At 67.8% G+C, this 23,246-nt stretch carries 24 protein-coding genes and 1 tRNA gene; 18 read left to right on the forward strand and 7 right to left on the reverse strand.

The window, feature by feature from the left end; all coding sequences use genetic code 11:
* Positions 1–4: 4 nt before the first annotated feature.
* The 12 genes from H9651_RS13910 to H9651_RS14820 all read left to right on the forward strand — a co-directional run bounded on the left by H9651_RS13910 (position 5) and on the right by H9651_RS14820 (position 10,544).
* A complete protein-coding gene (locus H9651_RS13910; RefSeq protein ID WP_225216819.1) occupies positions 5–1,903 on the forward strand; it encodes a heavy metal translocating P-type ATPase in 1,899 nt (632 codons plus the stop codon).
* Entirely contained in the window at positions 1,900–2,556 is a 657-nt protein-coding gene (locus H9651_RS13915; RefSeq protein WP_191719932.1) for a signal peptidase II, read from the forward strand. The genes H9651_RS13910 and H9651_RS13915 overlap by 4 nt, the downstream gene beginning before the upstream one ends.
* Entirely contained in the window at positions 2,553–2,861 is a 309-nt protein-coding gene (locus H9651_RS13920; RefSeq protein WP_191719933.1) for a hypothetical protein, read from the forward strand. The genes H9651_RS13915 and H9651_RS13920 overlap by 4 nt, the downstream gene beginning before the upstream one ends.
* Before the next feature lie 513 nt (positions 2,862–3,374).
* The gene (locus tag H9651_RS13925) at positions 3,375–4,157 is read left to right on the forward strand and encodes a hypothetical protein (protein ID WP_191719934.1); all 783 of its coding nucleotides are present in this window, start codon (positions 3,375–3,377) and stop codon (positions 4,155–4,157) included.
* Positions 4,154–5,638 carry an ATP-binding protein gene (locus tag H9651_RS13930; RefSeq protein WP_191719935.1) on the forward strand — a complete coding sequence of 495 codons (1,485 nt, stop codon included), beginning with the start codon at positions 4,154–4,156 and terminating at the stop codon, positions 5,636–5,638. The genes H9651_RS13925 and H9651_RS13930 overlap by 4 nt, the downstream gene beginning before the upstream one ends.
* Before the next feature lie 124 nt (positions 5,639–5,762).
* On the forward strand, positions 5,763–6,209 hold the full coding sequence (locus H9651_RS13935; RefSeq protein ID WP_191719936.1) for a hypothetical protein: 447 nt from the start codon (positions 5,763–5,765) through the stop codon (positions 6,207–6,209).
* On the forward strand, positions 6,206–7,987 hold the full coding sequence (locus H9651_RS13940) for a type IV secretory system conjugative DNA transfer family protein (RefSeq protein ID WP_191719937.1): 1,782 nt from the start codon (positions 6,206–6,208) through the stop codon (positions 7,985–7,987). The genes H9651_RS13935 and H9651_RS13940 overlap by 4 nt, the downstream gene beginning before the upstream one ends.
* Before the next feature lie 82 nt (positions 7,988–8,069).
* A complete protein-coding gene (locus H9651_RS13945) occupies positions 8,070–8,534 on the forward strand; it encodes a single-stranded DNA-binding protein (RefSeq protein ID WP_191719938.1) in 465 nt (154 codons plus the stop codon).
* A gap of 15 nt (positions 8,535–8,549) precedes the next feature.
* Positions 8,550–9,113, forward strand: coding sequence for a hypothetical protein (locus H9651_RS13950; RefSeq protein ID WP_191719939.1), 564 nt, complete (start codon positions 8,550–8,552; stop codon positions 9,111–9,113).
* Positions 9,110–9,328, forward strand: coding sequence for a helix-turn-helix transcriptional regulator (locus tag H9651_RS13955; RefSeq protein WP_033107407.1), 219 nt, complete (start codon positions 9,110–9,112; stop codon positions 9,326–9,328). Before H9651_RS13950 ends, H9651_RS13955 begins: the two co-directional genes overlap by 4 nt.
* 61 nt (positions 9,329–9,389) lie before the next feature.
* Positions 9,390–9,791, forward strand: coding sequence for a hypothetical protein (locus H9651_RS14815; RefSeq protein WP_225216815.1), 402 nt, complete (start codon positions 9,390–9,392; stop codon positions 9,789–9,791).
* A 135-nt stretch (positions 9,792–9,926) separates the two neighbouring features.
* Positions 9,927–10,544, forward strand: coding sequence for a tyrosine-type recombinase/integrase (locus H9651_RS14820; protein ID WP_225216821.1), 618 nt, complete (start codon positions 9,927–9,929; stop codon positions 10,542–10,544).
* 195 nt (positions 10,545–10,739) lie between these two features.
* On the opposite strand, the gene H9651_RS13965 is transcribed toward H9651_RS14820, so the two are convergent.
* Positions 10,740–10,813: transfer RNA gene (locus H9651_RS13965), tRNA-Pro, on the reverse strand.
* Between the two features lie 232 nt (positions 10,814–11,045).
* Between H9651_RS13965 and H9651_RS13970 the strand changes: the two genes are divergently transcribed.
* The 3 genes from H9651_RS13970 to H9651_RS13980 all read left to right on the forward strand — a co-directional run bounded on the left by H9651_RS13970 (position 11,046) and on the right by H9651_RS13980 (position 12,765).
* Complete coding sequence (locus H9651_RS13970) at positions 11,046–11,627, forward strand: GNAT family N-acetyltransferase (protein WP_191719940.1); 582 nt, start codon at positions 11,046–11,048, stop codon at positions 11,625–11,627.
* Between the two features lie 86 nt (positions 11,628–11,713).
* Positions 11,714–12,394 carry a lysoplasmalogenase family protein gene (locus H9651_RS13975; RefSeq protein ID WP_318244887.1) on the forward strand — a complete coding sequence of 227 codons (681 nt, stop codon included), beginning with the start codon at positions 11,714–11,716 and terminating at the stop codon, positions 12,392–12,394.
* On the forward strand, positions 12,391–12,765 hold the full coding sequence (locus H9651_RS13980; protein ID WP_191719941.1) for an RNA-binding S4 domain-containing protein: 375 nt from the start codon (positions 12,391–12,393) through the stop codon (positions 12,763–12,765). Before H9651_RS13975 ends, H9651_RS13980 begins: the two co-directional genes overlap by 4 nt.
* A gap of 54 nt (positions 12,766–12,819) precedes the next feature.
* Here the strand turns inward: H9651_RS13980 and H9651_RS13985 are convergent, their stop codons facing one another.
* Positions 12,820–13,491: a TetR family transcriptional regulator gene (locus tag H9651_RS13985; RefSeq protein WP_191719942.1), complete on the reverse strand. Its 672-nt coding sequence runs from the start codon at positions 13,489–13,491 to the stop codon at positions 12,820–12,822.
* Positions 13,492–13,532: 41 nt separating this feature from the next.
* Here H9651_RS13985 and H9651_RS13990 point away from each other — a divergent pair, with 41 nt between their 5' ends.
* The gene (locus H9651_RS13990; RefSeq protein WP_225216816.1) at positions 13,533–15,134 is read left to right on the forward strand and encodes an MDR family MFS transporter; all 1,602 of its coding nucleotides are present in this window, start codon (positions 13,533–13,535) and stop codon (positions 15,132–15,134) included.
* Positions 15,135–15,209: 75 nt separating this feature from the next.
* Here the strand turns inward: H9651_RS13990 and H9651_RS13995 are convergent, their stop codons facing one another.
* Positions 15,210–16,118 carry an NUDIX domain-containing protein gene (locus H9651_RS13995; RefSeq protein ID WP_191719943.1) on the reverse strand — a complete coding sequence of 303 codons (909 nt, stop codon included), beginning with the start codon at positions 16,116–16,118 and terminating at the stop codon, positions 15,210–15,212.
* A gap of 258 nt (positions 16,119–16,376) precedes the next feature.
* Between H9651_RS13995 and H9651_RS14000 the strand changes: the two genes are divergently transcribed.
* Positions 16,377–18,212, forward strand: coding sequence for a ribonucleoside triphosphate reductase (locus H9651_RS14000; RefSeq protein ID WP_191719944.1), 1,836 nt, complete (start codon positions 16,377–16,379; stop codon positions 18,210–18,212).
* Complete coding sequence (locus H9651_RS14005) at positions 18,209–18,937, forward strand: anaerobic ribonucleoside-triphosphate reductase activating protein (protein ID WP_318244888.1); 729 nt, start codon at positions 18,209–18,211, stop codon at positions 18,935–18,937. Before H9651_RS14000 ends, H9651_RS14005 begins: the two co-directional genes overlap by 4 nt.
* A 187-nt stretch (positions 18,938–19,124) precedes the next feature.
* On the opposite strand, the gene der is transcribed toward H9651_RS14005, so the two are convergent.
* From der to H9651_RS14025, 4 genes are read right to left on the reverse strand one after another with little or no spacing between them, the layout of a single operon-like run.
* Positions 19,125–20,648 (reverse strand): ribosome biogenesis GTPase Der, encoded by a 1,524-nt coding sequence (der, locus tag H9651_RS14010; protein WP_191719945.1) that lies wholly within the window; start codon positions 20,646–20,648, stop codon positions 19,125–19,127.
* A complete protein-coding gene (gene cmk / locus H9651_RS14015) occupies positions 20,638–21,348 on the reverse strand; it encodes a (d)CMP kinase (protein ID WP_191719946.1) in 711 nt (236 codons plus the stop codon). Before cmk ends, der begins: the two co-directional genes overlap by 11 nt.
* Positions 21,341–22,453 (reverse strand): prephenate dehydrogenase, encoded by a 1,113-nt coding sequence (locus H9651_RS14020; RefSeq protein ID WP_191719947.1) that lies wholly within the window; start codon positions 22,451–22,453, stop codon positions 21,341–21,343. Before H9651_RS14020 ends, cmk begins: the two co-directional genes overlap by 8 nt.
* The gene (locus H9651_RS14025; RefSeq protein ID WP_191719948.1) at positions 22,450–23,229 is read right to left on the reverse strand and encodes a pseudouridine synthase; all 780 of its coding nucleotides are present in this window, start codon (positions 23,227–23,229) and stop codon (positions 22,450–22,452) included. Before H9651_RS14025 ends, H9651_RS14020 begins: the two co-directional genes overlap by 4 nt.
* Positions 23,230–23,246 lie beyond the last annotated feature (17 nt).

The following is a 23,246-nucleotide window of genomic DNA, read 5'->3' on the forward strand; positions in this document are numbered from 1 at the left end:
CGTGATGCGGTCTCAGGTGGACACCGTCGACGTCGACGATCATGACGACGACAATCATGACGGGCCGTGGTGGACGGACCGCGGGATCATGGTCCCGGTTTTCTCCGGTGTCGCGTTCCTCTCGGGCCTGATCTGCGAATGGTCCGGTGCGGAGATTCCGGCGCTAGTACTGTTCTGGATCGGATTGCTGCTGGGCGCGTCGACATTCACCCCCGGTGCGATCAGGAAGCTACTCAAGGGCAAGCTCGGCATCGGTCTGCTGATGACGATCAGCGCGGTCGGCGCGGTCATCCTCGGCTACGTCGAAGAGGCGGCCGCACTAGCGTTCCTCTACTCGATCGCCGAAGCGCTGGAGGACAAGGCGATGGACCGCGCCCGCGGTGGTCTACGGGCTCTGCTGAAGCTGGTTCCCGACACCGCGACGGTGCTCGTCGCCGGAAAGCAGACAGAGATCGCGGCGAAGGACCTCACGATCGGGCAAGTCATGTTGGTGCGTCCTGGGGAGCGGATCGCTACCGACGGCGTCGTCCGCGCTGGGCGCTCCAGCCTAGACACCTCCGCGATCACCGGCGAGTCGATCCCGGTCGAGGTCGAGCCCGGCGATGCTGTGTCCGCCGGGGCGATCAACACGGCAGGGGCACTCGAGGTCGAGGCCACGGCGGCGGGGACCGACAACTCGCTGACCACGATTGTCGAGCTCGTCGAGCAGGCACAGGCAGAGAAGGGCGATCGAGCCCGCCTTGCAGACCGGATCGCCCGGCCACTGGTACCGGGCGTGCTGATCCTCGCCGCGCTGGTCGCGCTGATCGGGTCGCTGTTCGGTGACCCGGAGCTGTGGATCACCCGCGCGCTGGTGGTGCTCGTCGCAGCCAGCCCATGCGCCCTGGCGATCTCGGTTCCGCTCACCGTTGTCGCCGCGATCGGAGCGGCCAGCAAGTTCGGCGTGATCATCAAGTCCGGTGCAGCCTTCGAGCGATTCGGCACGATCCGCCACGTCGCCGTCGACAAGACAGGTACCCTGACCCGCAACCAGCCCGCCGTTACCGCGGTCCTCACCGCCGACGGTGTGACCGAGCGTCAGGCGCTTGCCTGGGCGGCGGCGCTGGAGCAACACAGCACGCACCCTCTCGCCGCAGCGATCACCGCCGCTGCCCCGGGCGTTCCCGCGGCGATTGAGGTGACCGAGCAAGCCGGGCACGGCATCGAAGGCACCGTCGACGGGGCGCGGGTCACCGTCGGCAGCCCCCGCTGGCTCGACGCCGACACGCTCGCGAGTCAGGTCACGAGTCTGGAGGAACAGGGCATGACTGTCGTGATCGTGCACCGTGGCGGGGCACCGGTCGCCGCGATCGGCGTCCGGGACGAGCTGCGCCCCGAGGTGCCGGAGGTCGTGCGCACCCTCGCCAGTCAGGGCATCGGGGTGACCATGCTCACCGGTGACAACGCCCGCACCGCGCGCGCCCTCGCCGCGCAGGCCGGGATCAACGACGTGCGCGCCGAGCTCCGCCCCGAGGACAAGGCCGCCGCGATCGGTGAGTTGTCCCACGACCGTTCGGTCGCGATGATCGGGGACGGCATCAACGACGCCCCCGCCCTCGCTGGCGCGGATATCGGCATCGCGATGGGAGCTACCGGCTCCGACGCGGCAATCGAGTCAGCTGATGTTGCCTTCACAGGCCACGATCTGCGGCTTATCCCGCGCGCGTTCGACCACGCTCGCCGCGGCCGCCGCATCATCAACCAGAACATCGTCCTGTCTCTGCTGATCATCACCGCCCTGCTTCCACTCGCGCTATTCGGTGTCCTCGGGCTCGCCGCCGTCGTCCTGGTCCACGAGATAGCGGAGGTCATCGTGATCCTCAACGGCCTCCGCGCCGCCCGCACACGGACGGCGGTCGCATGACTGCCCCAGACACCGGGCGGCACGCCGAGGCACCCACGGGAACACGCGACGAGCCGTCGCCCCGACGGAAGACCACCAAGCGGCCTTCCCGCGCGGTCGGCATTGCCCTCGCCGTCGCGGGACTCGGGCTAATCCTCGACCAGGGTACAAAAGCCCTCGCGACAGCCCAGCTTCCACCCGACGACCGCGTCCCCCTCATCGGTGACGTGCTGTCTCTGACGCTCGTGTACAACCCCGGAGCGGCATTCTCCCTCGGCTCCGGAACGACCTGGGTGTTCACCATCATCGGGGTCCTCGCCGCCGCAATAACAGTTGGATTCGCGGTGCGACTGCGTGGCGTCCGTTGGGGCATCGCACTGGGCCTGATCCTCGGCGGCGCGGTCGGCAACCTCGTCGACCGGATCATGAACCCGCCGTCGTTCGGGCAGGGGCATGTCACCGACTTCATCGCCTACGGTGACCTCTTCGTCGGGAACATCGCCGACATCCTCGTCATCAGCGGTGTCGCCCTGCTTTGCCTGATCATGGTCAGGACGAGCCCACAACCGGACCAGCATGAGCTCAGGGACGTGGATTCTGACCACGATTCGCCGAACGCACAGACCGACATGACCCCTGCTCGCACCACCCGAGCAAAAGGCCCATCCCAATGAAAGTACAACTCCTGCACATCGATGACTGCCCGAACACGACGGATGCCGAAGCGCGCACGCGCGCTGCACTCGATGCGCTCGGCTACGAGCGTGTGGCGGTCGAGTCAGTCACGATTCGCTCCGAAGCCGAGGCTGCGAGCATCCACTTCGGTGGCTCGCCGACGATCCTCGTCGATGGGGCTGACCTGTTCCCGACGCCGCCAGTCCGATCGGTGGCCTGCCGGGTCTACCTGACGAAGGATGGCTTCGCCGGTGCGCCAACTCAAGAACAGGTCGAGGAGGCTCTGCGCGGCGTCTCTCGGTGACGCAGAGGCAGCATCTGCACGTAGCACCGGCTCGTCCCCGGCGCGCCCCTGGACCAGATCTAGAAGAGCAAATACATCGACGGCGCCGTCGATGACGCCGGTCTCCTGCGGGCTATCCCGTCCATCTCAGGAACCAGGACGATGGGCTAACCATCCTGGGATCGTGGGTGGAGCAGGCTGCCAAGGCAGGGGATCGACAACTGGACTACCACTCGTCAAGACCGCGGGACGTGTTCGCATCGCGTAGACAAATTGACTGACGGATCGGCGTGATCAGCGTGGACAGCTCTCAACCAATACCACGCGCTTGTGTCGGACAAGTTCGAGGATTTCCTACAGTTCACCGACGATCGCGAGGCCGTCTCCGTCGCTCGCGAGTTCGATCTCGTCTGTCATGCTGCGCTCCTCGCTAACTGCCTGTACCTAGGTTTTGCCCACCTCAGACGTCCGGAATGCCGACTGCGCACCTGACTGCTATCAAGGCCGACGCTCGATAGCCAAGGAGACACAGCCATGCCCACGTTCTACGATCCCGGCGCTGACGCCACGGAAGCATCCGAAGCGTTGCGCGGTCTCGCCCAGGCGACACGAACGGTCGAGAATCCGCAGGATCTGTACGGCGTTCTCGGTGACCTGCTTTCAGGTGTGCGATCGCTCAAGCAGGTTCTCGATCAGATCGCTGCCGCTCACATCAAGAATCGCCCTCGCGCATTTGACGACCACGGTGACCACTCCATCGGATCCAAGGATGCCCTGGACGCCGCCGACGAGCTTCACCAGGCGGCGACCCTGATCGACCAGGCAGAGGAACGGCTCGACGCCGCAGCGAGTGCGGCGAGTCGCGTTGCTTGGCACGAAGTGCCAGCCAGCGAAGCACCGACTGTCGCTCGTTGGATCAATGTCGTCTTCATGCAAGGTCAAGAAGCAGACGAGGTGCTGGAGATGATCGACGCCGACGGTGCTCTCGCTGGGCTCAACCATCTGAAGTACTGGGATTACGGTGACGAGACCACCAGCGCAGCGTTGGAAAACGGATACGTCTACGACGCACCTCCGAGTGGCCCGCTTGAGTATGAACTGCACGACGGCGACTACCACCTCGCCTACAGTCACGCCTTCGCGCACGTCGCGCTCTACCGAATCCACGCAGTGGACACGGTAGATCAACTGCCCGATGAAGCTCGGAGCCTCCCTGCTCCGTCGGCACCGAGCCGTGCTCGCGAGCCACAGCGAGCGACTTGGTTTGAGCCTGCCAGCATCACCGCGGTCAAGCGACAGCGAGGCCTGGGGCTATGAGCCGCGACGATGCCGAGCGCTTGCACACTGCGGTCCTCGTCGCTCCAGCATCCGAGAAGCGGCGTATACGTAAGCAGCGCAGGCAGGCTGCCGCGAAGTTGCAAGCGAACCAGCAGAGAGCGGAGCAGCAGGCGTCTCGCGCAAAGTACGCCGCGGATCTGGCTGAGCGTCGGGCAACCACATACATTTCGCCAGCTGGCGAACCAGGACCAATGCAGATGCGTTCGTCCGGAAGGTTTCGCCTGCCACGGCATCAAGACACTTCCGCAACTCTTGCTGGTGCATACCCATTCCTAGCTGAAGGCGGGCTCGGCTCCGACGGCGTCTTCGTTGGTCAGGATCTCTACTCCGGCGGTTCTTTCGTCTACGACCCATGGGTGCTCTACGCGCGCGGCATCATCACCGCACCGAATCTCGTGCTCGCGGGCATCGTCGGTTCCGGAAAATCCAGCTTGGCCAAGAGCCTCTACACACGATCGATCCCGTTCGGGCGCCGTGTCTACGTCCCCGGTGATCCGAAGGGCGAGCACACAGCGGTCGCAGAAGCTGTGGGCGGTCGGGCGATCGTGCTCGGTCATGGGCTTGCCGCTCGGCTGAATCCGCTCGACGAAGGCTACCGACCCGCCGGAATGAGCGAAGAGAGCTGGGCATCCACGATCGCCGCCCGACGACGCGACCTGATCGGCGCGCTCGCCGAGACGGTCCTCACTCGACCACTCACACCCTTGGAACACACGGCGATCGACACTGCCCTGACCGAGGTCGTTCGCAGCAACGACGTGCCGATCCTGCCGATGATTGTCGAACACATACTCGCCCCGACAGTGCAGGGGGATCCGGATGGACGCCTCGCCGAAGACGGGCGTCTCGTTGGGCATGCCCTGCGGCGCCTTGTCGCAGGTGACCTCGCCGGGCTCTTCGATGGCCCGTCGACAGTGAGATTCGATCCGACGCTGCCGATGATCTCTCTTGACCTATCGAGAGTGACAGAGAACTCGACCCTGACCTCGGTCCTCATGACCTGTTCGTCGGCCTGGATGGAATCCGCCCTGCTCGACCCGAACGGTGGTCAGCGCTGGTGCATCTACGACGAGGCGTGGCGCCTCATGTCCCATCCGGCGTTGCTGCGCCGGATGGATGCGCACTGGCGACTGGCGCGCCACTACGGGATCGCGAACATGCTGATCTTCCACAAGCTGACCGACTTGGAGAATGTCGGTGACCAGGGCTCCGCGATGCGAGCGCTGGCAAGCAGCCTTCTCGCCAACGCCGAGACGCGAATCATTTACCGGCAGGAATCCGATCAGCTCGGGGCCACTGCAAGAGCGCTCGGCCTGACGGGGACCGAACAAAAGCTGCTGCCGGGCCTCGGTGTCGGCCAGGGGTTGTGGCGAATCAAGGATCGCTCTTTCGTCTGCCAGCACCAGCTCCACCCAGGCGAGCTGGAACTCTTCGATACAACCAGTCGCATGATGAGCTGAACGATGGGTGGGCGCCGACGCGCACCTCCGTGGCATGAGCAATCGCAATAGTCCTGCGGAATCGCCGCCCGTATCGCCCTCCGCCCTCCCACTCGCAGTTATCACGGTCAACGAGCGCGGAACCATGACCGTCAGCTACGACGGGCGCGACTTCCCGCCTCCAACGACGGATGCCTCTTGGAGTCGGGCACGCTTTGGTGATGTTCTCGATGCAGTCTCCGACCACCGCACTCGCACTGTCCGAGTTGAAGTACACGAGTTCGATGGCTCGGTGTTCACCGACATCGTCCATGCGGCGCGACGAGAACAAGCCATCGCAGACATTCAATTGCCCAGCACGACGCGGCGAGCGCGACATCGCCCAACACATCAGCTCAGCGAGGTCATCGGGTCCGGATTCATCCCCGGCGAGGACGTCACCGTAGCACTGGCAGTCTCCAGTGCTGAAGGATCCGCTGACGGGAGCGCTCGTGCGGTTATCGATATGAGCCAACTCGTGGATCACCGATCGGAGATATTGCTCATCGGACGCATCTCCGGCGTCATCGTCACCGAATCTTTGCCATCGTGAGCACCCCACACGGTCAGGGTCGGGGTTTCGGCGATGAGTTGACCAACTTCCTGATGATCGCGTTGATCGCAGTCTTCGGGGTCGCCGTCGTCTTGCGAGCTGCGGGTTCGGTTGCGGCATTCCTCGCTGGCTCTGGACAGCCACAGGTGGGGATCGCTGGCGGGGTCGCCCTGCTGTTCAACCCGACTAACCCGGCCGAGGTGCTGCGGGCGCCAGGGCTGAATGCAATTCTCTACTGGTCGATTGCAGTACTACTGCTCCTGTTGCTCGGGAGCGCTATCGGGTGGGCTTGGGTCCGCTGGCGTCGGCACTCGCACCGGGCCGATGCCGACCCGCGGCGGCTCGCGGGAACTGCCAGCAGTCGCGAGGTTGTAACCAGTGCGTCGGCGAAGGCGCTCCTGCGCCGTGCTGTGACGCTTCGCCCTTCACTGGAACAGCCAGAACCCGCGGACGTGGGCTACCTGCTCGGGCGCTCGCACGGCAAGCAGGTGTGGGCCAGCGTCGAAGACTCGATCCTTCTCATCGGGCCGCCGCGTTCAGGTAAGGGCCTGCACATTGTGATCCCAGCGATTCTCGATGCGCCGGGTGCAGTGGTGACGACGTCGACCCGGCCCGACAACCTGACGGCAACGATGCGCGCACGCGAACGGGTCGGTCCGGTCGCTGTCTTTGATCCTCAGCATCTTGCTGAAGGCGTCTCCTCGGGGCTGCGGTGGTCGCCCATTCGGGGGTGTGAGGACCCGCTGACCGCGATGATTCGCGCCACTGGTCTCGCTGCGACCACCGAGCTGTCCGCTGGCGGCGTCGAGGGTGGAGGATTCTGGGAGGGAAAGACGCGCATCGCTCTGCAGGCGCTCCTTCACGCGGCCGCGCTCGATCATCGGAGTCCGGCTGAGTTGTTCCGATGGACTCTCGACCCATCGGCAGCGGCAGAGGCTGTAGCCATCCTGACGGGCTCATCGCTGGCAGCCACGGGGTGGGCAGATTCGCTGGAGGCAACGCTCGACGCCGACCCGCGCACGCGCGACAGTATCTGGCAGGGTGTTTCGCTCGCATTGTCGGCGCTGGCCGACCCGAGAGTGCTGGATGCTGTCAGCCCGGGAGAAGGCGAGCAGTTCGATCCCGAGAGTTTCATCCGTGACCGTGGCACGCTTTATCTTCTGGCGACGGGTGTTGGGGCCGGGAACAGTGCAGCTCTCGTCGCAGCTCTCGTTGAAGACCTTGTCGAGACCGCCCGTCGCATGGCTGCTCGATCACCCGGCGCACGGCTCGACCCGCCACTGCTGTTTGCGCTCGACGAGATCGGAAACCTTGCGCCGCTACCTTCGCTGCCCACACTCATGGCGGAAGGAGGGGGCACCGGCATTACAACGATGCCGGTGCTCCAATCCCTTGCCCAGGCGCGGGACAAGTGGTCAGAGAACAAGTCGGCAGCGATCTGGGACGCCAGTATCGCGAAGATCATCCTCGGTGGCGCCTCTAACTCACGAGACCTTCAAGACCTCTCAACGCTGATTGGCGAACGTGACGAGTTCACCGACTCAGTCACTCTCGGTGACCATGGCTCGCGCTCGAACCAGCGTTCCATCCGTCGCGTACCGATCTTGCCGCCCGACCGCATTCGCACGTTGCCGTTTGGCACCGGGGTCATCTTGCTCCGGTCGGCGCCCCCCATCATCACTGACCTCCACCCTTGGCCCGAGCGCTCCGACGGTCAACAGCTCAAAGCAGATCGTGCGGCGGTTGAGTCGCTGTTGGAACGCCCTGCCACGCCATGATCCGCGCTGGGGCGCAGCGCGCACCTGCCTGTTGCAGCAGCCATCGCATCCGATGGCCGCCCCAACAGATCAAGGAGTCGTCATGTCCATCGACACCCAGCAAGCCATCACAGGATTCATCGCGACCGAGCCCCGTCTGACCTACACCGAGGACGGCACCGCGCGGTTCTACGCGCGGATCGGCATAGAGCATTCGCAGCAGACCCCAGACGGAAGCTTCACGCAGCTCGACCCGTCCTTCCACGACATGAGTGCCTTCCGGCGCGCAGCCGAAGAAGGAGTCACTCGATTCCACAAGGGCGACAAGTTCATCGCCACCGGGCGCGTGCGCGAGTACAGCTACGAGAAGGACGGCCAGAGCGTCGCAGCCGAGGAGTTCATCGTCTCCCGCTTCGGTCACGACGTTGCACGCACCCAGTACGAGGTCGATCGCGGACCCCATCGCGACAGCAACATGCGCGAATCGACCGGTCGTGATGCTTCCCCTTTTGAATCCCCCGCCCGAGCACGAGCGCAGTCAGATGTCGCTCCTGCGGTCAGCATCTGAGCAGGAGCGGGCATCATGAGTGACTTCGTTCCCACCGCTGAAGCACACGAAGGGCGCGACGAGGATGACTACGACGAATCGCTCGTGGCTGAACCACCGCATCCGATCAACTGGAATCTCCTCACCGCGAACGACGCGGAGGTTGAGTGGCTGGAGCTGAATCGCTGGGTCGACTGGCTCCGCCGCACTTACGGGCTCCCGGCCGCAGTGATCCCGCCCTATTGGCACCGTCATCCCGAACTCGTGTGGGAGCTGTCAGCGCTGCATCTGCACTGGCTGTGCGCCTATGACCCCAACCAAAATGGATCCGCACCGCTGGGGTGGCATCGCGACTTTGCGGATGCTCGCCTTCGCCTCCGCGACTGGGTCGCTACTTCCGGGACTCGACTCGATCGTGATCGCCCCACACGGCAAGCCACCTGGCCCGGCGAAGAGCCGCCTACCCCCTCCGAAGAGTCAATGATCACCGACCGTGAAGCCGACTTTGTCGAGTTCGTGGTTGATGACGTTCAGCGTCGTCAAGCAGCTGAGGACGAGTTCTACCGTTCGCTCGGCGATCCTCCGCAGGAGGAGCCATGAGCAACGCGGCAGAAGCGACCGCGCCCGTCTCACCATTGCTGGATAGTCGAGAGGTCGCCTCGTACCTGAAGGTCTCCGAATCGACATTGTCTCGATGGCGCTCCGCGGAGACCGGGCCACCATTCATCAAGCTCGGCGGTATCGCCCGGTACCGGCTCGAAGCCATCGACGAATGGCTGCAGAAATTGGAGCCGCACCATGGCGCGCCCAGTTGAGCCGATGCCAGAGTCCTCACCCCGACCGGTGCCACCGATCGGGGTGAGGATCTCCACCGACATGGAACGACGCTCCTACGGGATTCGAGCGCGGGCACGCTGGACCGATCCGCTCACCAAGCAGCGCGTGATCCGTACCGAGATCGTGAAGGACGAGGCAACCGCACGGGCATTCTTCGAAACGCTCCGTAATTCTTCGGTCAAGGGAATGGACGTCTCCATGACGCTCCTGGAGTTCTTCACCTCGATCGAGGATCGATGGGCACGCGGCCTCGATATGACCTCTACCGGAGACAACTACCGGTACGGTCTTCGGCTACGAGTTCTCCCGGCGCTTGGCCATCTGCCCGTCACTCAGATCACCGCTGGAATGATCGACCGCACGATCGATGACTGGGAGAAGCAGTACGGCGCATCGACGATCAAGAACACCATCGCCCCACTCGTGCGGGTACTCGACTAAGCCGTTCGTGACGGCCTGATCACAATCAATCCCGCCAAACACCGTGCGAAGCGCAGTCTCCATCGAAACGCTTTCCGAATCCAACCCGCCGAAGATGCTGCCCCGCGCGCACACGCGATCCCTGACCTGCAGAAACTGAACCAGCTCGCCTCCGCCTGCGGCACCGTCCATCAGTCCTATTCAGACTTCGTGATGCTCGCAGCTCTGCTGGCAGCACGTTCTTCCGAAGTCTCCGGACTTCAAGTTGGCGACGTGGACTTCACAAAGAACCTCGTCATCATCAGACGACAAGTCTTTCCCGGCAGGGGCGGCCTCATCACCAAACCAACCAAGAGCCGCAAAGAGCGTCGCGTGCCGATTCTCGACCCACTCCGGCCGGTCCTGAAACGACTCTGCGCGTTCAAGCAATCGGACACACCACTCCTCGTCGGTCCACGGGGCGGCTTCCTCACGACGGCCACCGTTCGCGATGCGACCAGCTGGGACCAGGTCGTTGCTGACCTCGGCCTGCCGAATCTCACCCGACACGGTCTCCGACACACCGGCGCCACCTGGCTCGCCGACGCCGGGGTTCCGCTCCATGTCCTCCAAGAGATCCTCGGACACGCATCAATCGAGACGACACGCGGCTACCTCCACCCCGATGACCGCCACCTCGCCTCCGCCGCGGAACAAGCCAACGCCTTCCTCAGCAGAGACACTCGTCGGAACCCATCGGGACGACCGCGGCAGGGCACGGGACGCGGGCTATGAGCGGCTCAGTCGTGGATTTCCACCGTTCTGGTCCCCTTTTGGTCCCCTTGTCCACAGACAGGTCATGCGACGGATTCTGCCATCCACAGGTCGACCACGCCAACCTGTCCAGGGGGACCAGAGGGGGACCAGAGAAAACGACGTTCAGAAACAACAAATCCCTGATGAAAATTGCTTCTCATCAGGGATTTTCTGTCGGGCTGACAGGATTTGAACCTGCGACCCCTTGACCCCCAGTCAAGTGCGCTACCAAGCTGCGCCACAGCCCGTGGCATTGTTTTTCAGTTGTTCGGGCCGACCGAAGAGTGGTAAACCACTTAACCCCCAGTCAAGTGCGCTACCAAGCTGCGCCACATCCCGGTCTTCTGCTGTCCGCTCGCGGACAACTCCCCTATGCTAGCCGCTCCGCGCGGCGCGCGCGAACCAACGCGCAGCCCGGGTGCGGCGCCCCGCATCAGCAGAAGGCTTGTCGGTGTCGGCACCCGCCGCTACGGTCACGGCATGGCTGAGATCAGCATCCAGGCGGCGACCCCCGACCGCTTCGACGACATCCAGTACGCGTTCTCGGACGGCGGCGACGCGGCCGGCTGCCAATGCATGTGGTGGCTGCTGCGCGCGAAGGACTTTGATGCCACGACGGTGGACGAACGCCGCGACCTGTTCCGCGCCGAGATCGATTCCGGTTCGCCGCCGGGCCTGGTCGCCTACCTCGACGGCACACCCGCGGCGTGGGTGCGCGTCGGGCCGCGCACGCGGCAGCCTCGCCTCGCGCACACCCGCAACTACGCCGCGAGCCCCGACCCGTTCGATGACCCTGACGTGTGGGCGGTGAGCTGCTTCGTGGTGCGCCGCGAGTTCCGCGGCCAGGGCCTGAACCGGGCGCTGCTCGATGCCGCGGTGGACTTCGCCCGCGACGGCGGCGCCCGCGTGGTCGAGGCCTACCCGATCGACGTGCAGGTACAGAAGACCAGCACCAGTGACCTGTACCACGGCGCGCTCACGACCTTCGAAGCGGCCGGATTCCATGAGGTCGCCCGGCCGAAGCCCCACATCGCGATCGTGCAGCGCGCCCTCGCCGGCTGACGGCGAGTCGCGCCGCGCGGGTGGGACCGTACGATGAGAGCCATGCCGCACGAAGGAGCGCCGTGCCTGCCCATACCCACTCCCCGGTGAACACCACCCTGCGACCCGCCCTCGCCGGGTCCTGGTGGTGGGGGTTCGCCGTTTACGCGGTGGTCTCGCTGGTGCACGTCGTCCTGCTGGCCGTCGACTCCGACCTGGCCTACCCGACCAAGCTCGCGCTCATGCCCGCGCTCGCCCTCGCGGCGATGTGGGCATTGCGCGGCACGCGCTGGGGAGCGCCCCACTCGGTGCTCCTCATGGCGCTCGCGCTGTCGTGGCTCGGCGATGGCGCGGCGTTCTTCTTCCCGTTCTTCGACGACGAGCTGCCCATCATGCTGCTCACGTTCGGCCTCGCGCACGCCTGCTACATCGCCCTGTTCTGGCGTTATCTCGCCGAGCGACCGCTCCCCCGCTGGTCGGCGGGCTACGCCGTGTGGTGGATCGTCCTGGTCCTCGTGCTCTGGCCGTTGCTCGGCTCGCTCGCTGTGGGAGTCGCGATCTACGGACTGGTGCTGGGTGGCACGGCGGTCGCCGCGACCCGATGCGACCCGGCCGTGGTCGTCGGCGCCCTGTTCTTCCTGGCATCCGACACCCTGCTCGCGTTCGACATCTTCGTCGCCGGCGCGCCCGACATCCTGGGGGTCGCCGTCATGGTCACCTACACGATCGGACAGGGCCTCATCGCGTTCGGCGCCGTGCGGTTTCTGCGGGGAAGGATGCCACGATGACCGATGCCGTGAAGCCCGCCCGGGTCGACGCGTGGCTGTGGGCGGTGCGCGTGTACAAGACGCGGTCCGCGGCGACGACGGCGTGCCGCGCCGGTCATGTGCGCGTCAACGGCGAGCGCGCGAAGGCCGCGCAGCCGGTGCGCCCCGGCGATGAGCTGCGGGTGCGCGTCGCCGGCTTCGACCGCATCCTGGTGGTGCGCCAGACCATCACCAAGCGGGTGGGCGCGGCCCTGGCTGCTGCGGCCGTCGACGACCGCACCCCGCCCCCGCCGCCGCGGGAGCTGACGGCGTTCGTCCCGACCCGCGACCGCGGCGCCGGGCGCCCCACCAAACGCGAGCGTCGCGAGACGGACCGCCTGCGCGGCCGCTGACCGCTGCGCACCGACCGGCGGCTCGCGCACCGACCGGCGGCACGTGCGCCCGGGTCAGCCGCGATCGTCCACCGCGTCGAACTGGTGGGCGTAGGTCGCGAGTCCGCGCCGCAGGCCCAGGTAGATCTCCCGCACCGACGACGTCTGGCCGAGCTCCACGCGGCGCGCCCACTCGTCGAACGCGAGGCGCACCGTGCAACTGACGGCAGTGATGAGCGCCCGCGCGGTGAGCACGTCGCCGTCGGCCTTCGCCGCGTCGACCGCAGCATCGGTCAGCGTGTCCGCACTGGCCGCCTCGTTCCGCAGCGCCACGGCCAGCAGCCCCGGCTCGGCGTGCACCAGGCGACGCAACCGCAACGAGCGGTCGTGGGTGTCGGGGCGGGCGTCGAAGGCTTCGAGCAGCCGCAGCCAGCCGGTCTCCAGTGCCGCCGCGACCGGCTCCCCCGCGCGGATCGCGGCGAGCGTGTCGCGGTGCACCGCCGCTGCGGTGTCGTCGTCTGGCGCGAAGGCGGCATCCTCCTTCGTCGGGTAGTAGCGAAAGAAGGTGCGCGCAGAGATGCCGGCGGCGCGAGCGATCTCGTCCACGGTGGTCGCGGCGACGCCCTTGCGCTCGAACAGCTCGAGCGCGGCATCCGACACCTCGCGCTGCGTCTCGCGTCGCCGTCGCTCGCGCAGGCCGACGGGCTCGTCGTCGAGCTCTTCGGGCTGCGTCGTCACGCTGTACATGCCGCCATCCTACAGATTGCGCCAACATGGCAGAATCTGTCATGATTGACCCTTCTTCGTCGGCGACCCACGTTCGCCGACCCTTTTTCCCGTTCCGCCACCGCCACTGCGCGGTCGCGCGCGACGCGTACGACAGAAAGACCCTCGTGACCCTCGAGAAGACTCCTTCCACCACGGGCGCCCAGCCCACGGTGGCCCCTCCCACATCCGTTCCCCGTCCCGGTGTCGTGATCGCGCTGCTCGTGATCTCGGCGTTCGTCGTCATCCTCAACGAGACGATCATGAGCGTCGCACTGCCGAGCCTCATGATCGACCTCGACATCACCGCGAGCACCGCCCAGTGGCTCACCACCGGCTTCCTGCTGACGATGGCCATGGTGATCCCGCTCACCGGCTACCTGCTGGCGCGCTTCCCGCTGCGCGGGGTGTACCTCACCGCGATGAGCCTGTTCATCATCGGCACGCTCATCGCCGCCCTCGCCCCGGGCTTCGGCATCCTGCTCGTCGGTCGCATCGTGCAGGCCTCCGGCACGGCCATCATGATGCCGCTGCTGTTCACCACGGTGCTCACGATCGTGCCGGCCTCGCACCGCGGCCGCATGATGGGCGTCATCTCCATCGTCATCGCGGTGGCCCCCGCCGTCGGCCCGACCATCTCGGGCATCATCCTGTCGGCGTTCAACTGGCGCTGGCTGTTCTGGCTCGTGCTGCCGATCGCCCTCATCGCCGTCACGCTCGGCGCCGTGTGGGTGCGCAACGTCACCGAGACCACCCACGCGCGCTTCGACGCACTCAGCGTGGTGCTCTCGGCGCTCGGCTTCGGCGGCCTGATCTTCGGACTCTCCTCCATCGGCGAGGCGGCATCGGGCAACGCGATCGTGCCGGTGTGGGTGCCGCTCCTGATCGGCGCGGCGGGCCTCGTGGCCTTCGTCGCCCGCCAGCTGCACCTGCAGAAGACCGACAGCGCGCTGCTGGACCTGCGCACCTTCCAGTCCAAGGCCTTCAGCCTCGCCGTCACCCTCGTCGTCATCGTGATGGCGTCCCTGTTCGGCTCGCTCGTGCTGCTGCCGATCTACCTCGCATCGGTCCTGCAGCTGGACACCCTCACGATCGGCCTCATGCTGCTGCCCGGTGGTGTGCTGATGGGCGCCATCGCGCCCATCGTGGGTTCGCTGTTCGACAAGTACGGCCCCACCCCGCTCGTCATCCCCGGCATGGTCGTCGCCGCCGCGGCGCTGTGGGGCATGGCCACGTTCGACGCGTCGACCTCGATCGGCTGGATCGTCGCGGTGCACATGACCCTCAACCTCGGTCTCGGCTTCGTGTTCACCCCTCTCCTCACGTCGGCGCTCGGGTCGCTGCCACGCAAGCTGTACCCGCACGGCAGCGCGATCGTCGGCACGATCCAGCAGGTCGCGGGTGCCGCCGGCACCGCCGTGTTCGTCACCCTCATGTCGGTGCAGGCCGCGTCGGCCATGGCCGAAGGGGCGGATGCCATCGCCGCGACCGCCTCGGGCGTGCACGCCGCGTTCCTCACCGGTGCGATCGTCGCCTCGGCGGCCGTCGTGCTGGCGTGCTTCGTGCGCAAGCCCGCGGTGCCCGACGACGCCCCGCACGACGAGGCACTCGCCGCCGCTCACTGACACACCGCGAACACTGACACCGCGAAGGGTCGGCAGCTCAGGCTGTCGGCCCTTCGTCGTACCCGCGCGCCGTGGCTACGCGTCGGCGGGAAGCATCTCGCGGAGCCACCCGGGGCCGTGCACCCCGGCACCGACCCGGGCGACTCGCCCGGCGAGCTCACGGTCGGCGGTGACGACGCTCACTCGTCGCCCGGCCGCGACCAGGCGCGCCGTTTCGGCGACGATCGTGTCGTCGCCGGCAGCCTCGGCCCGCACGACGTGCACGCCGGGTTCGTCAGCCGCCGCGCGGGCGGCACCTTCGAGCACCACCGAGACCTCGGGGTACCAGCGCCCGTCGGGCAGGTCCAGCGCGGCCCCCGGGACGCCGTCGTGCGCCCACGAGGCGATGCGGGCGAGCAGCCGCGAGGCCGCGCCCGCCCGGTCGCGCCACCAGCCGTCGGGAACCGATCCGACGACATTCGCGGCATCCACCACCACGGCGGGACGCACCTCGAGCAGGGCGCGCAGCGCCGGCCACGACTCGGCGAACCCCGGATGCAGAGGGTACGTGTCGACGTCGGCCACCGGCACCCAGGAGAGCTCCCGGCTCTCCGGGTCGCTGATGACGGGCTCGAATGGCGTGACGATATCGGCCAGCAGCGTGCCGTAGGTCCAGATCTCGAGATCGAGCGTGCTGAGGAACCGCGCCCGCACAGCCCGGCGCGGCACGCCGGCCTCTTCCGCTGCTTCCCGCAGCGCCGCGTCGCACGCGGTCTCGTGTTCGTGACGCGCGCCGCCAGGCAGACCCCAGGTGCCCCCGAAGTGGCTCCACGCCACGCGATGCTGCAGCAGGATGCCGCGTTCATCGTCGAGTGCGAGCAACCCCGCAGCGCCGAACCGCCCCCAGTACCGGGTGCCGTCGTCGGCCACGACCCAGGCATCGCCCGCATCGCGCTTCGCTTCGGGGCGCCGCGGGTCATCCGCAGCGGGAGGGACGATGGTCACCCTCCCACCCTGTCACACGACCGCCCACCGCTCGCGGCGCGGCCTGCCAGAGCCTCCTATACACCCGACATCGGCGCCGATGCGGGAGCGGCGCGCGATGCTGTAGGCCTTCACAATCCACCTCGCGCGACTCGCGCCATCCGGTTGTAGCCACTACATATGCCTTGTACGTGAGGTCTGACCACCTATATATAGTGGTGATCCCGAATGCTTGCGTCGGCGGCATCCGCCGGCACCTTCCCCGCCCAGAGGACACACATGACCACCCCGCCCGCCACCCCCGCCGCTCGTTCCGTCACCGTCGGGACGACCATCAACGAGTACCTCTCGCGCGCCGACTGGCGGGTCAACGCCAACGCCAACCAGGGCTACTCGCTGGGCGGACTCATGCTCAACACCTCGGGCAAGCTCATCGCCAACTACTGGCTCGACGAGGTCTACGCCCCCGAGGCCGGCGCCGCACACCGCGACGGCGACCTGCACATCCACGACCTCGACATGTTCGCCGGCTACTGCGCGGGATGGTCGCTGCGGACCCTCCTCGAGCAGGGCTTCAACGGCGTGCCCGGCAAGATCTCGTCGCGGCCCCCGAAGCACCTCTCCAGCGCCCTCGGCCAGATGGTGAACTTCTTCGGCACGCTGCAGAACGAGTGGGCCGGCGCTCAGGCGTTCAGCTCGTTCGACACCTACCTCGCCCCGTTCGTGCGGCTCGACCAGCTGACCTACGCCGAGGTGCGTCAGGCCATGCAGGAGTTCGTCTTCAACCTCAACGTGCCCTCGCGCTGGGGCACGCAGACCCCGTTCACCAACCTCACCTTCGACTGGACGGTACCCGACGACCTCGCCTCCCAGCGTCCGCTCATCGGGGGCAAGGTCTGCGACTTCACCTACGGCGACCTCACCGCCGAGATGGCGCTGCTCAACCAGGCGTTCATCGACGTCATGGCCGAGGGCGACGAGGACGGCCGCGCGTTCACGTTCCCGATTCCGACCTACAACATCACGAAGGACTTCGACTGGGACGACCCGGCCGTCGACGCACTGTTCGCGATGACGGCGAAGTACGGTCTGCCGTACTTCCAGAACTTCATCAACTCCGACCTCGACCCCCACATGATCCGGTCGATGTGCTGCCGGCTGCAGCTCGACCTCACCGAACTCCTCAAGCGCGGCAACGGCCTGTTCGGCTCGGCCGAGCAGACCGGCTCGCTCGGCGTCGTCACGATCAACTGCGCCCGGCTCGGCTTCGTGCACTCCGGCGACGAGCAGGCGGTGTTCGCGCGGCTCGACGAGCTGCTAGAGATCGCCCGCGACACCCTCGAGGCCAAGCGCATCGTGATCGACCGTCACATCCAGGGCGGACTCTTCCCCTACACCAAGCGCTACCTCGGCTCGCTCGAGAACCACTTCTCGACGATCGGCGTCAACGGACTGAACGAGTTCGTGCGCAACTTCACCCGCGACGCCGACGACATCACCACCGAGTCGGGGGTCGCCCTCGCGAGCCGCATCCTCGACCACGTGCGCGCACGCATGGTGGAGTTCCAGGAAGCCACCGGCCACATGTACAACCTCGAAGCGAGCCCGGCCGAGGGCGCCACCTACCGGTTCGCCAAGGAGGACATCGCCCGCTACGAAGGCATCCTCCACGCCGGCACCGAGGAGAACCCGTACTACACCAACTCGTCCCAGCTGCCCGTCGGCTACACCGACGACGCGTTCGAGGCGATGGCGCTGCAGGAAGGACTGCAGGGCAAGTACACCGGGGGCACAGTGCTGCACCTGTACATGGGCGAGGCCGTGGCATCCACTCGCGCCTGCAAGGCGCTCGTGCGTCGCGCGCTGGAGCGCTTCCGGCTGCCGTACATCACCATCACCCCGACCTTCTCGATCTGCCCCGCGCACGGCTACCTCTCCGGCGACCTGCCCACGTGCCCGCGGTGCGGCGCCGACTGCGAAGTGTGGACCCGCGTGATGGGGTACTTCCGTCCCGTGTCGTCGTTCAACATCGGCAAGAAGGGCGAAGCCGCCGAGCGCGTGTACTTCGACCAGACCAAGGATGCCGCGCCGCAGCCGGTGGGGGCCTCCGCGTGAGAGCCGACTCCCCCGAGGATCTGCGCATCGCCGGGCTCACCCGGCTGTCGACGGTGGACTGGCCCGACATGCTGGCGGCGACGGTCTTCCTGCAGGGATGCCCGTGGGACTGCTTCTACTGCCACAACCCGGCGCTCATCCCGCCGCGCGCGGCGGCGGCGATGAGCTGGGACGAGCTGGCGGCGTTCCTCGATTCGCGGGTCGGCCTGCTGGATGCCGTGGTGTTCTCGGGCGGCGAACCCACGATGCAGCCGGCGCTCGGCGCGGCGATGGCGGCGGTGCGTGAGCGCGGGTTCGCCGTGGGGCTGCACACCGGCGGCGCCTACCCGTTGCAGCTCGGGCGGGTGCTGCCCCTCGTGGACTGGGTGGGCCTGGACATCAAGACCACCGCCCGCGACTACGCCGCCGTCACGGGGCGCTCCGGCTCGAGCGAACGCGCGTGGCGGTCGTTGGAGCTGGTACTCGGCGCGCACCTCGCGCGGGAGCACACGGACCGGCCGCTGGGCTACGAGGTGCGCACCACGGTGCACTCCGGCGCGATCGATGAGTCGGGGCTCGCCGAGCTCGGCTGCCGCCTCGCCGATGCCGGGGTGCGCTCGTGGGCGCTGCAGCGGTTCCGCGAGACCGGCGCGCGCGCCCCGCTCCCCCGCACCGCCGCCGATGCCCGCCCCGTCGCTCTCGACGGCGTGCCCACCGACCGCTTCGACCGCTTCGTCATCCGCTGACGCGCGCCGCGGCATCCGCCCGCCGTCCCGCCGCCGCCGGGCCGCTCGCGCGCGGCGGCATCCGCCCACCCCTTCACGCGAAAAACCACTTTCCGGCTGGGAAACCACGCAGAGCGTGATGTCTCAGCCGGAAAGTGGTTTCTCAGCGGCGCGGGCGGCTCGGCGGGCGCAGCGGCGGCGGCGCGGGTCAGCGCTGGCGGCGCTCCCGGACGCGCATGTTGACCACGAGCGGCGTGCCCTCGAAGCCGAACAGCTCGCGCAGGCGGCGCTGGATGAACCGGCGGTAGCCCGGGTCGAGGAACCCGGTCGTGAACAGCACGAATGTCGGCGGACGGGTGGATGCCTGCGTGCCGAACAGGATGCGCGGCTGCTTGCCACCGCGCAGCGGGTGCGGGTGCTCGGCCACGAGCTCCGAGAGGAACGCGTTGAACTTGCCCGTGGGGATGCGCTGATCCCACGACGCCAGCGCCGTCTCGAGCGCCGGCACCAGCTTGTCGAGGTGACGGCCGGTGAGCGCGGAGATGTTGACGCGCGGCGCCCACGCCACGTGGGCGAGGTCCTGCTCGATCTCGCGCTCGAGGTAGCGGCGACGGTCCATGTTCTCCATGTCGTCGTCGTTGAGGCGATCCCACTTGTTGAACGCCAGCACGAGGGCGCGACCCGACTCGAGCACCAGGTCGATGATGCGCACGTCCTGCTCGCTCAGCGGCTGGCTGACATCGAGCACGACGACGGCGACCTCGGCCTTCTCGAGCGCGGCCGAGGTGCGCAGCGACGCGTAGAAGTCCGCACCCTGCTGCAGGTGCACGCGGCGACGGATGCCGGCGGTGTCGACCAGACGCCACAGCTTGCCGCCCAGCTCCACGACCTCGTCGACCGGATCGCGGGTGGTGCCGGCCAGCTCGTTCACCACGACGCGCTCTTCGCCGGCGGCCTTGTTCAGCAGCGACGACTTGCCGACGTTCGGGCGCCCCAGGATCGCGACGCGGCGGGGGCCGCCGATCTCCTGCTTGGCGACGGCCGAGACCTCCGGCAGCACCTTCATGACCTCGTCGAGCAGGTCGGCGACGCCGCGGCCGTGGATGGCCGAGACGGGGTACGGCTCACCGAGGCCGAGGGCCCACAGGGCTGCGGCCTCGGGCTCGTGGCGCTGGTCGTCGATCTTGTTGGCGACGAGGAACACGGGCTTGCCGCTCTTGCGCAGCAGCTTCACCACGTGCTCATCGGTCGAGGTGGCGCCCACCATCGCGTCGACGACGAACAGCACCACGTCGGCCAGATCGATCGCGATCTCGGCCTGGGCGGCGACCGAGCGGTCGATGCCGCGCGCGTCGGGCTCCCAGCCGCCGGTGTCGACGATGGTGAACCGGCGGTCCATCCACTCGGCCTTGTAGGTCACGCGGTCGCGGGTCACCCCGGGGGTGTCCTCCACGACCGCCTCGCGGCGACCGAGGATGCGGTTGACCAGCGCCGACTTGCCGACGTTCGGACGACCGACGATCGCGACCACCGGCAGAGCCGGAAGGTACTCGACGCCGTCTTCGCCCTGCTCGGTGCCGGCCAGCAGGTCGGTGTCTTCGTCGTCGAGCTCGTAGTCCGACAGCGTCGCGCGCAGCGTGGCGGCGCGCTGGTCGGCCAGCTGCTCATCGATGTCGGCGAGCTTCTCGGCGAGGTTGTCGGGCCCGCCTTCGTATTCTTCTTCAGCGCCCATGTTGCGCTCCTGTCTCTGCGCGGACGACGTTGAGCACGGCGTCCACAGTCTGTTCGAAATCCAATGCCGTCGAGTCGATGACCGTGACTCCCGGTGCGGCGGTCAAGAAGTCCACCACCTGCGCGTCGGCGGCGTCGCGGCGGTGCAGGGCGTCGGCGACGGCGGTCGCGTCCTGTGTGGCGACCTCGGCGCTGCGGCGGGCCGCGCGCACCTCGGGGGCGGCGGTCAACAGGATCCGCACCGGCGCGTCGGGGGTGACGACGGTCGTGATGTCGCGGCCCTCGACAATGACGCCGGGGCGGCCTGAGGATGCCACGAGCGCGCGGAACATCGCGTTGACGGCCTCACGCACCGCCGGCACGCGCGCCACGCCGCTGACGGCGTCGGACACGCGGGGCTCGCGGATGGCGTCGGTGACCTCGGCGGCGCCCACGCGCACCCAGTAGTCGTCGGGGTCGAGCGAGATGGCGTAATCGAAGTCGCCGGCGGCATCGAGCACGGCCAGCGCGTCGGAGGTGTCCACGCCCCGCTCGAGCGCGTGCCAGGCCAGCGCACGGTAGGCGGCGCCGGTGTCGAGGTAGCCGAAGCCGAGATGCCGTGCGGCCTGCTTGGACACGCTCGACTTGCCGCTGCCGGCCGGTCCGTCGATCGCGACGACGATCGGCTCGGCCGCAGCGGTCTCGGTGCGGGGGTCAGTCATTGGTGCTCGCAATCTTCCAGCCGCGCTCGGTGAGACCGTCGACCGTGCGCCGCACGGCGGCCGGGACGATACTGACTTCGGCGAGGCCGAACTGGGCGCCAGGAGAGTGCTCCAGGCGCAGGTCTTCGACGTTGACGTCGATGTCGCCGAGGTCGCCGAACAGGCGCCCCAGCTGACCCGGGCGGTCATCCACCATCACGACGACCGGCTCGAAGCGCCGGTTCTGGCCGTGCTTGCCGGGCAGTCGCTCGACGCCGTCGTTGCCGCGGCGGATCGTGTCGGCGACGCCGCGGCGTGCGCCGGGGGCGTCGGGGTCGCGCAGCGCCGCCGCGACGGCGGTGAGGTCGGCGGCGAGCGCGTCGAGCACATCGACGACGGGCGCGGCGTTGGCGCCGAGGATCTGCACCCACAGCTCCGGGGCCGATGCCGCGATGCGCGTCGTGTCCCGCACACCCTGACCGGCCAGGCGCAGCGACCCGTCGGGGGCGTCGACGAACCGGCCGGCCAGCAGGCTCGCGACCAGCTGCGGCACGTGGGAAGTCAGCGCGACCGCGCGGTCGTGCTCCTCGGGGCTCATCTCGATGGGCGTGGCCCCGAGGTCCAGCGCCAGCGCCTCGACGAGGGCCAGGTCACCGGCACGGGTCTCGCCGTCACGGCACACCACCCAGGGCCGACCGATGAAGATGTCGGCGCGGGCGGCGATGGCTCCCCCGCGTTCGCGCCCGGCGAGCGGGTGGGAGCCGATGTAACGGGTGAGGTCGACACCGCGGGCGCGCAGCTGCCGCAGCGGCTCGAGCTTGACGCTCGCGACATCGGTGACGACGGCGCGCGGGTGGGCGGCGAGCTCGCGCTCGATCACATCGGCGGTGACATCCGGCGGCACCGCCACGATCACCAGCGTGGGGTCGTCGTCGTCGCGGGCGGCGCGGCCGGCCCCATAGTCGACGGCGAGACGCAGCTGGGCGGGCGACGTATCGTCGAGGGCTACGTCGATGCCGAGCGCCGTCAGCGCGTGGCCGATGCTGGAACCGAGCAGGCCCGCACCGACGATGCGCACGGGGCCCTGCACGCGCGCGGCGAGCGGCCCTGGTGTCGTATCGGTCACTGCGTCTCCTGGTCGCCCGGCGACGGCTCCTCCGTCGCAGCGCGCGCCAAAGTCAGCAGCGCGCCGCGTTCCACTGTAGTCAACTCACGTGCCCGTCCCGCCGGGAGGGTTCCCAGGTGCAGCGGGCCGAACTGGCGGCGCACGAGCTCGACGACAGGGTGCCCGACGGCCGACATCATGCGGCGCACGATGCGGTTGCGGCCGGAGTGCAGGGTGAGCTCGACCAGGCTCGTGCCGCTGTCGCCGCCCGAGGTGTCGAGCAGTCGCGCCTTGTCGGCGGCGATGGGTCCGTCGTCGAGGTCGATCCCTTTCGTCAGCCGCGAGATCGTCTGCGCGGTCACGCGCCCCGACACCTTGGCGATGTACACCTTCGTCACCCCGAACGAGGGGTGTGCGAGCACGTGCGCGAGGTCGCCGTCGTTGGTGAGCACGAGCAGCCCCGACGTCTCGGCATCCAATCGGCCCACGTTGTACAGCCGCTCCTCCCAGTCCTGGGTGAACTGGCGCAGGTCCGGTCGGCCGTTCTCGTCCTTCATGGTGCTGACGACGCCGGTGGGCTTGTTGAGCATGACGTAGCGCTTGGACTGATCGAGCTGGATGACGGTGCCGTCCACCTCGATGAGCGCGGTCTCCGGGTCGATGCGCGAGCCGAGCTCGGTGACGACCTCGCCGTTCACGCGCACGCGCCCCTCGACGATCAGCTGCTCCGAGACGCGGCGCGACGCCACGCCCGCGTTCGCCAGCGCCTTCTGCAGTCGTACGCCTTCGGTGTCCATCGGTCGTTCTCCATCCG

Origin of the sequence: Microbacterium pullorum, assembly GCF_014836535.1 — a bacterium.
GTDB lineage: Bacteria > Actinomycetota > Actinomycetes > Actinomycetales > Microbacteriaceae > Microbacterium > Microbacterium pullorum.

Bases quoted from the DNA above. Each gene is read 5' to 3' on its own strand.
- H9651_RS13925 (WP_191719934.1), top strand. From the start codon at position 3,375: ATGCCCACGTTCTACGATCCCGGCGCTGACGCCACGGAAGCATCCGAA.
- cmk (WP_191719946.1), bottom strand. From the start codon at position 21,348: ATGACTGACCCCCGCACCGAGACCGCTGCGGCCGAGCCGATCGTCGTC.
- H9651_RS13930 (WP_191719935.1), top strand. From the start codon at position 4,154: ATGAGCCGCGACGATGCCGAGCGCTTGCACACTGCGGTCCTCGTCGCT.
- H9651_RS14025 (WP_191719948.1), bottom strand. From the start codon at position 23,229: ATGGACACCGAAGGCGTACGACTGCAGAAGGCGCTGGCGAACGCGGGC.
- H9651_RS13915 (WP_191719932.1), top strand. From the start codon at position 1,900: ATGACTGCCCCAGACACCGGGCGGCACGCCGAGGCACCCACGGGAACA.
- H9651_RS13990 (WP_225216816.1), top strand. From the start codon at position 13,533: ATGATTGACCCTTCTTCGTCGGCGACCCACGTTCGCCGACCCTTTTTC.
- H9651_RS13920 (WP_191719933.1), top strand. From the start codon at position 2,553: ATGAAAGTACAACTCCTGCACATCGATGACTGCCCGAACACGACGGAT.
- H9651_RS13955 (WP_033107407.1), top strand. From the start codon at position 9,110: ATGAGCAACGCGGCAGAAGCGACCGCGCCCGTCTCACCATTGCTGGAT.
- H9651_RS13935 (WP_191719936.1), top strand. From the start codon at position 5,763: ATGACCGTCAGCTACGACGGGCGCGACTTCCCGCCTCCAACGACGGAT.
- H9651_RS13945 (WP_191719938.1), top strand. From the start codon at position 8,070: ATGTCCATCGACACCCAGCAAGCCATCACAGGATTCATCGCGACCGAG.
- H9651_RS13980 (WP_191719941.1), top strand. From the start codon at position 12,391: ATGACCGATGCCGTGAAGCCCGCCCGGGTCGACGCGTGGCTGTGGGCG.
- H9651_RS14815 (WP_225216815.1), top strand. From the start codon at position 9,390: ATGGAACGACGCTCCTACGGGATTCGAGCGCGGGCACGCTGGACCGAT.
- H9651_RS13970 (WP_191719940.1), top strand. From the start codon at position 11,046: ATGGCTGAGATCAGCATCCAGGCGGCGACCCCCGACCGCTTCGACGAC.
- H9651_RS13985 (WP_191719942.1), bottom strand. From the start codon at position 13,491: ATGTACAGCGTGACGACGCAGCCCGAAGAGCTCGACGACGAGCCCGTC.
- H9651_RS13910 (WP_225216819.1), top strand. From the start codon at position 5: ATGCGGTCTCAGGTGGACACCGTCGACGTCGACGATCATGACGACGAC.
- der (WP_191719945.1), bottom strand. From the start codon at position 20,648: ATGGGCGCTGAAGAAGAATACGAAGGCGGGCCCGACAACCTCGCCGAG.
- H9651_RS14000 (WP_191719944.1), top strand. From the start codon at position 16,377: ATGACCACCCCGCCCGCCACCCCCGCCGCTCGTTCCGTCACCGTCGGG.
- H9651_RS13950 (WP_191719939.1), top strand. From the start codon at position 8,550: ATGAGTGACTTCGTTCCCACCGCTGAAGCACACGAAGGGCGCGACGAG.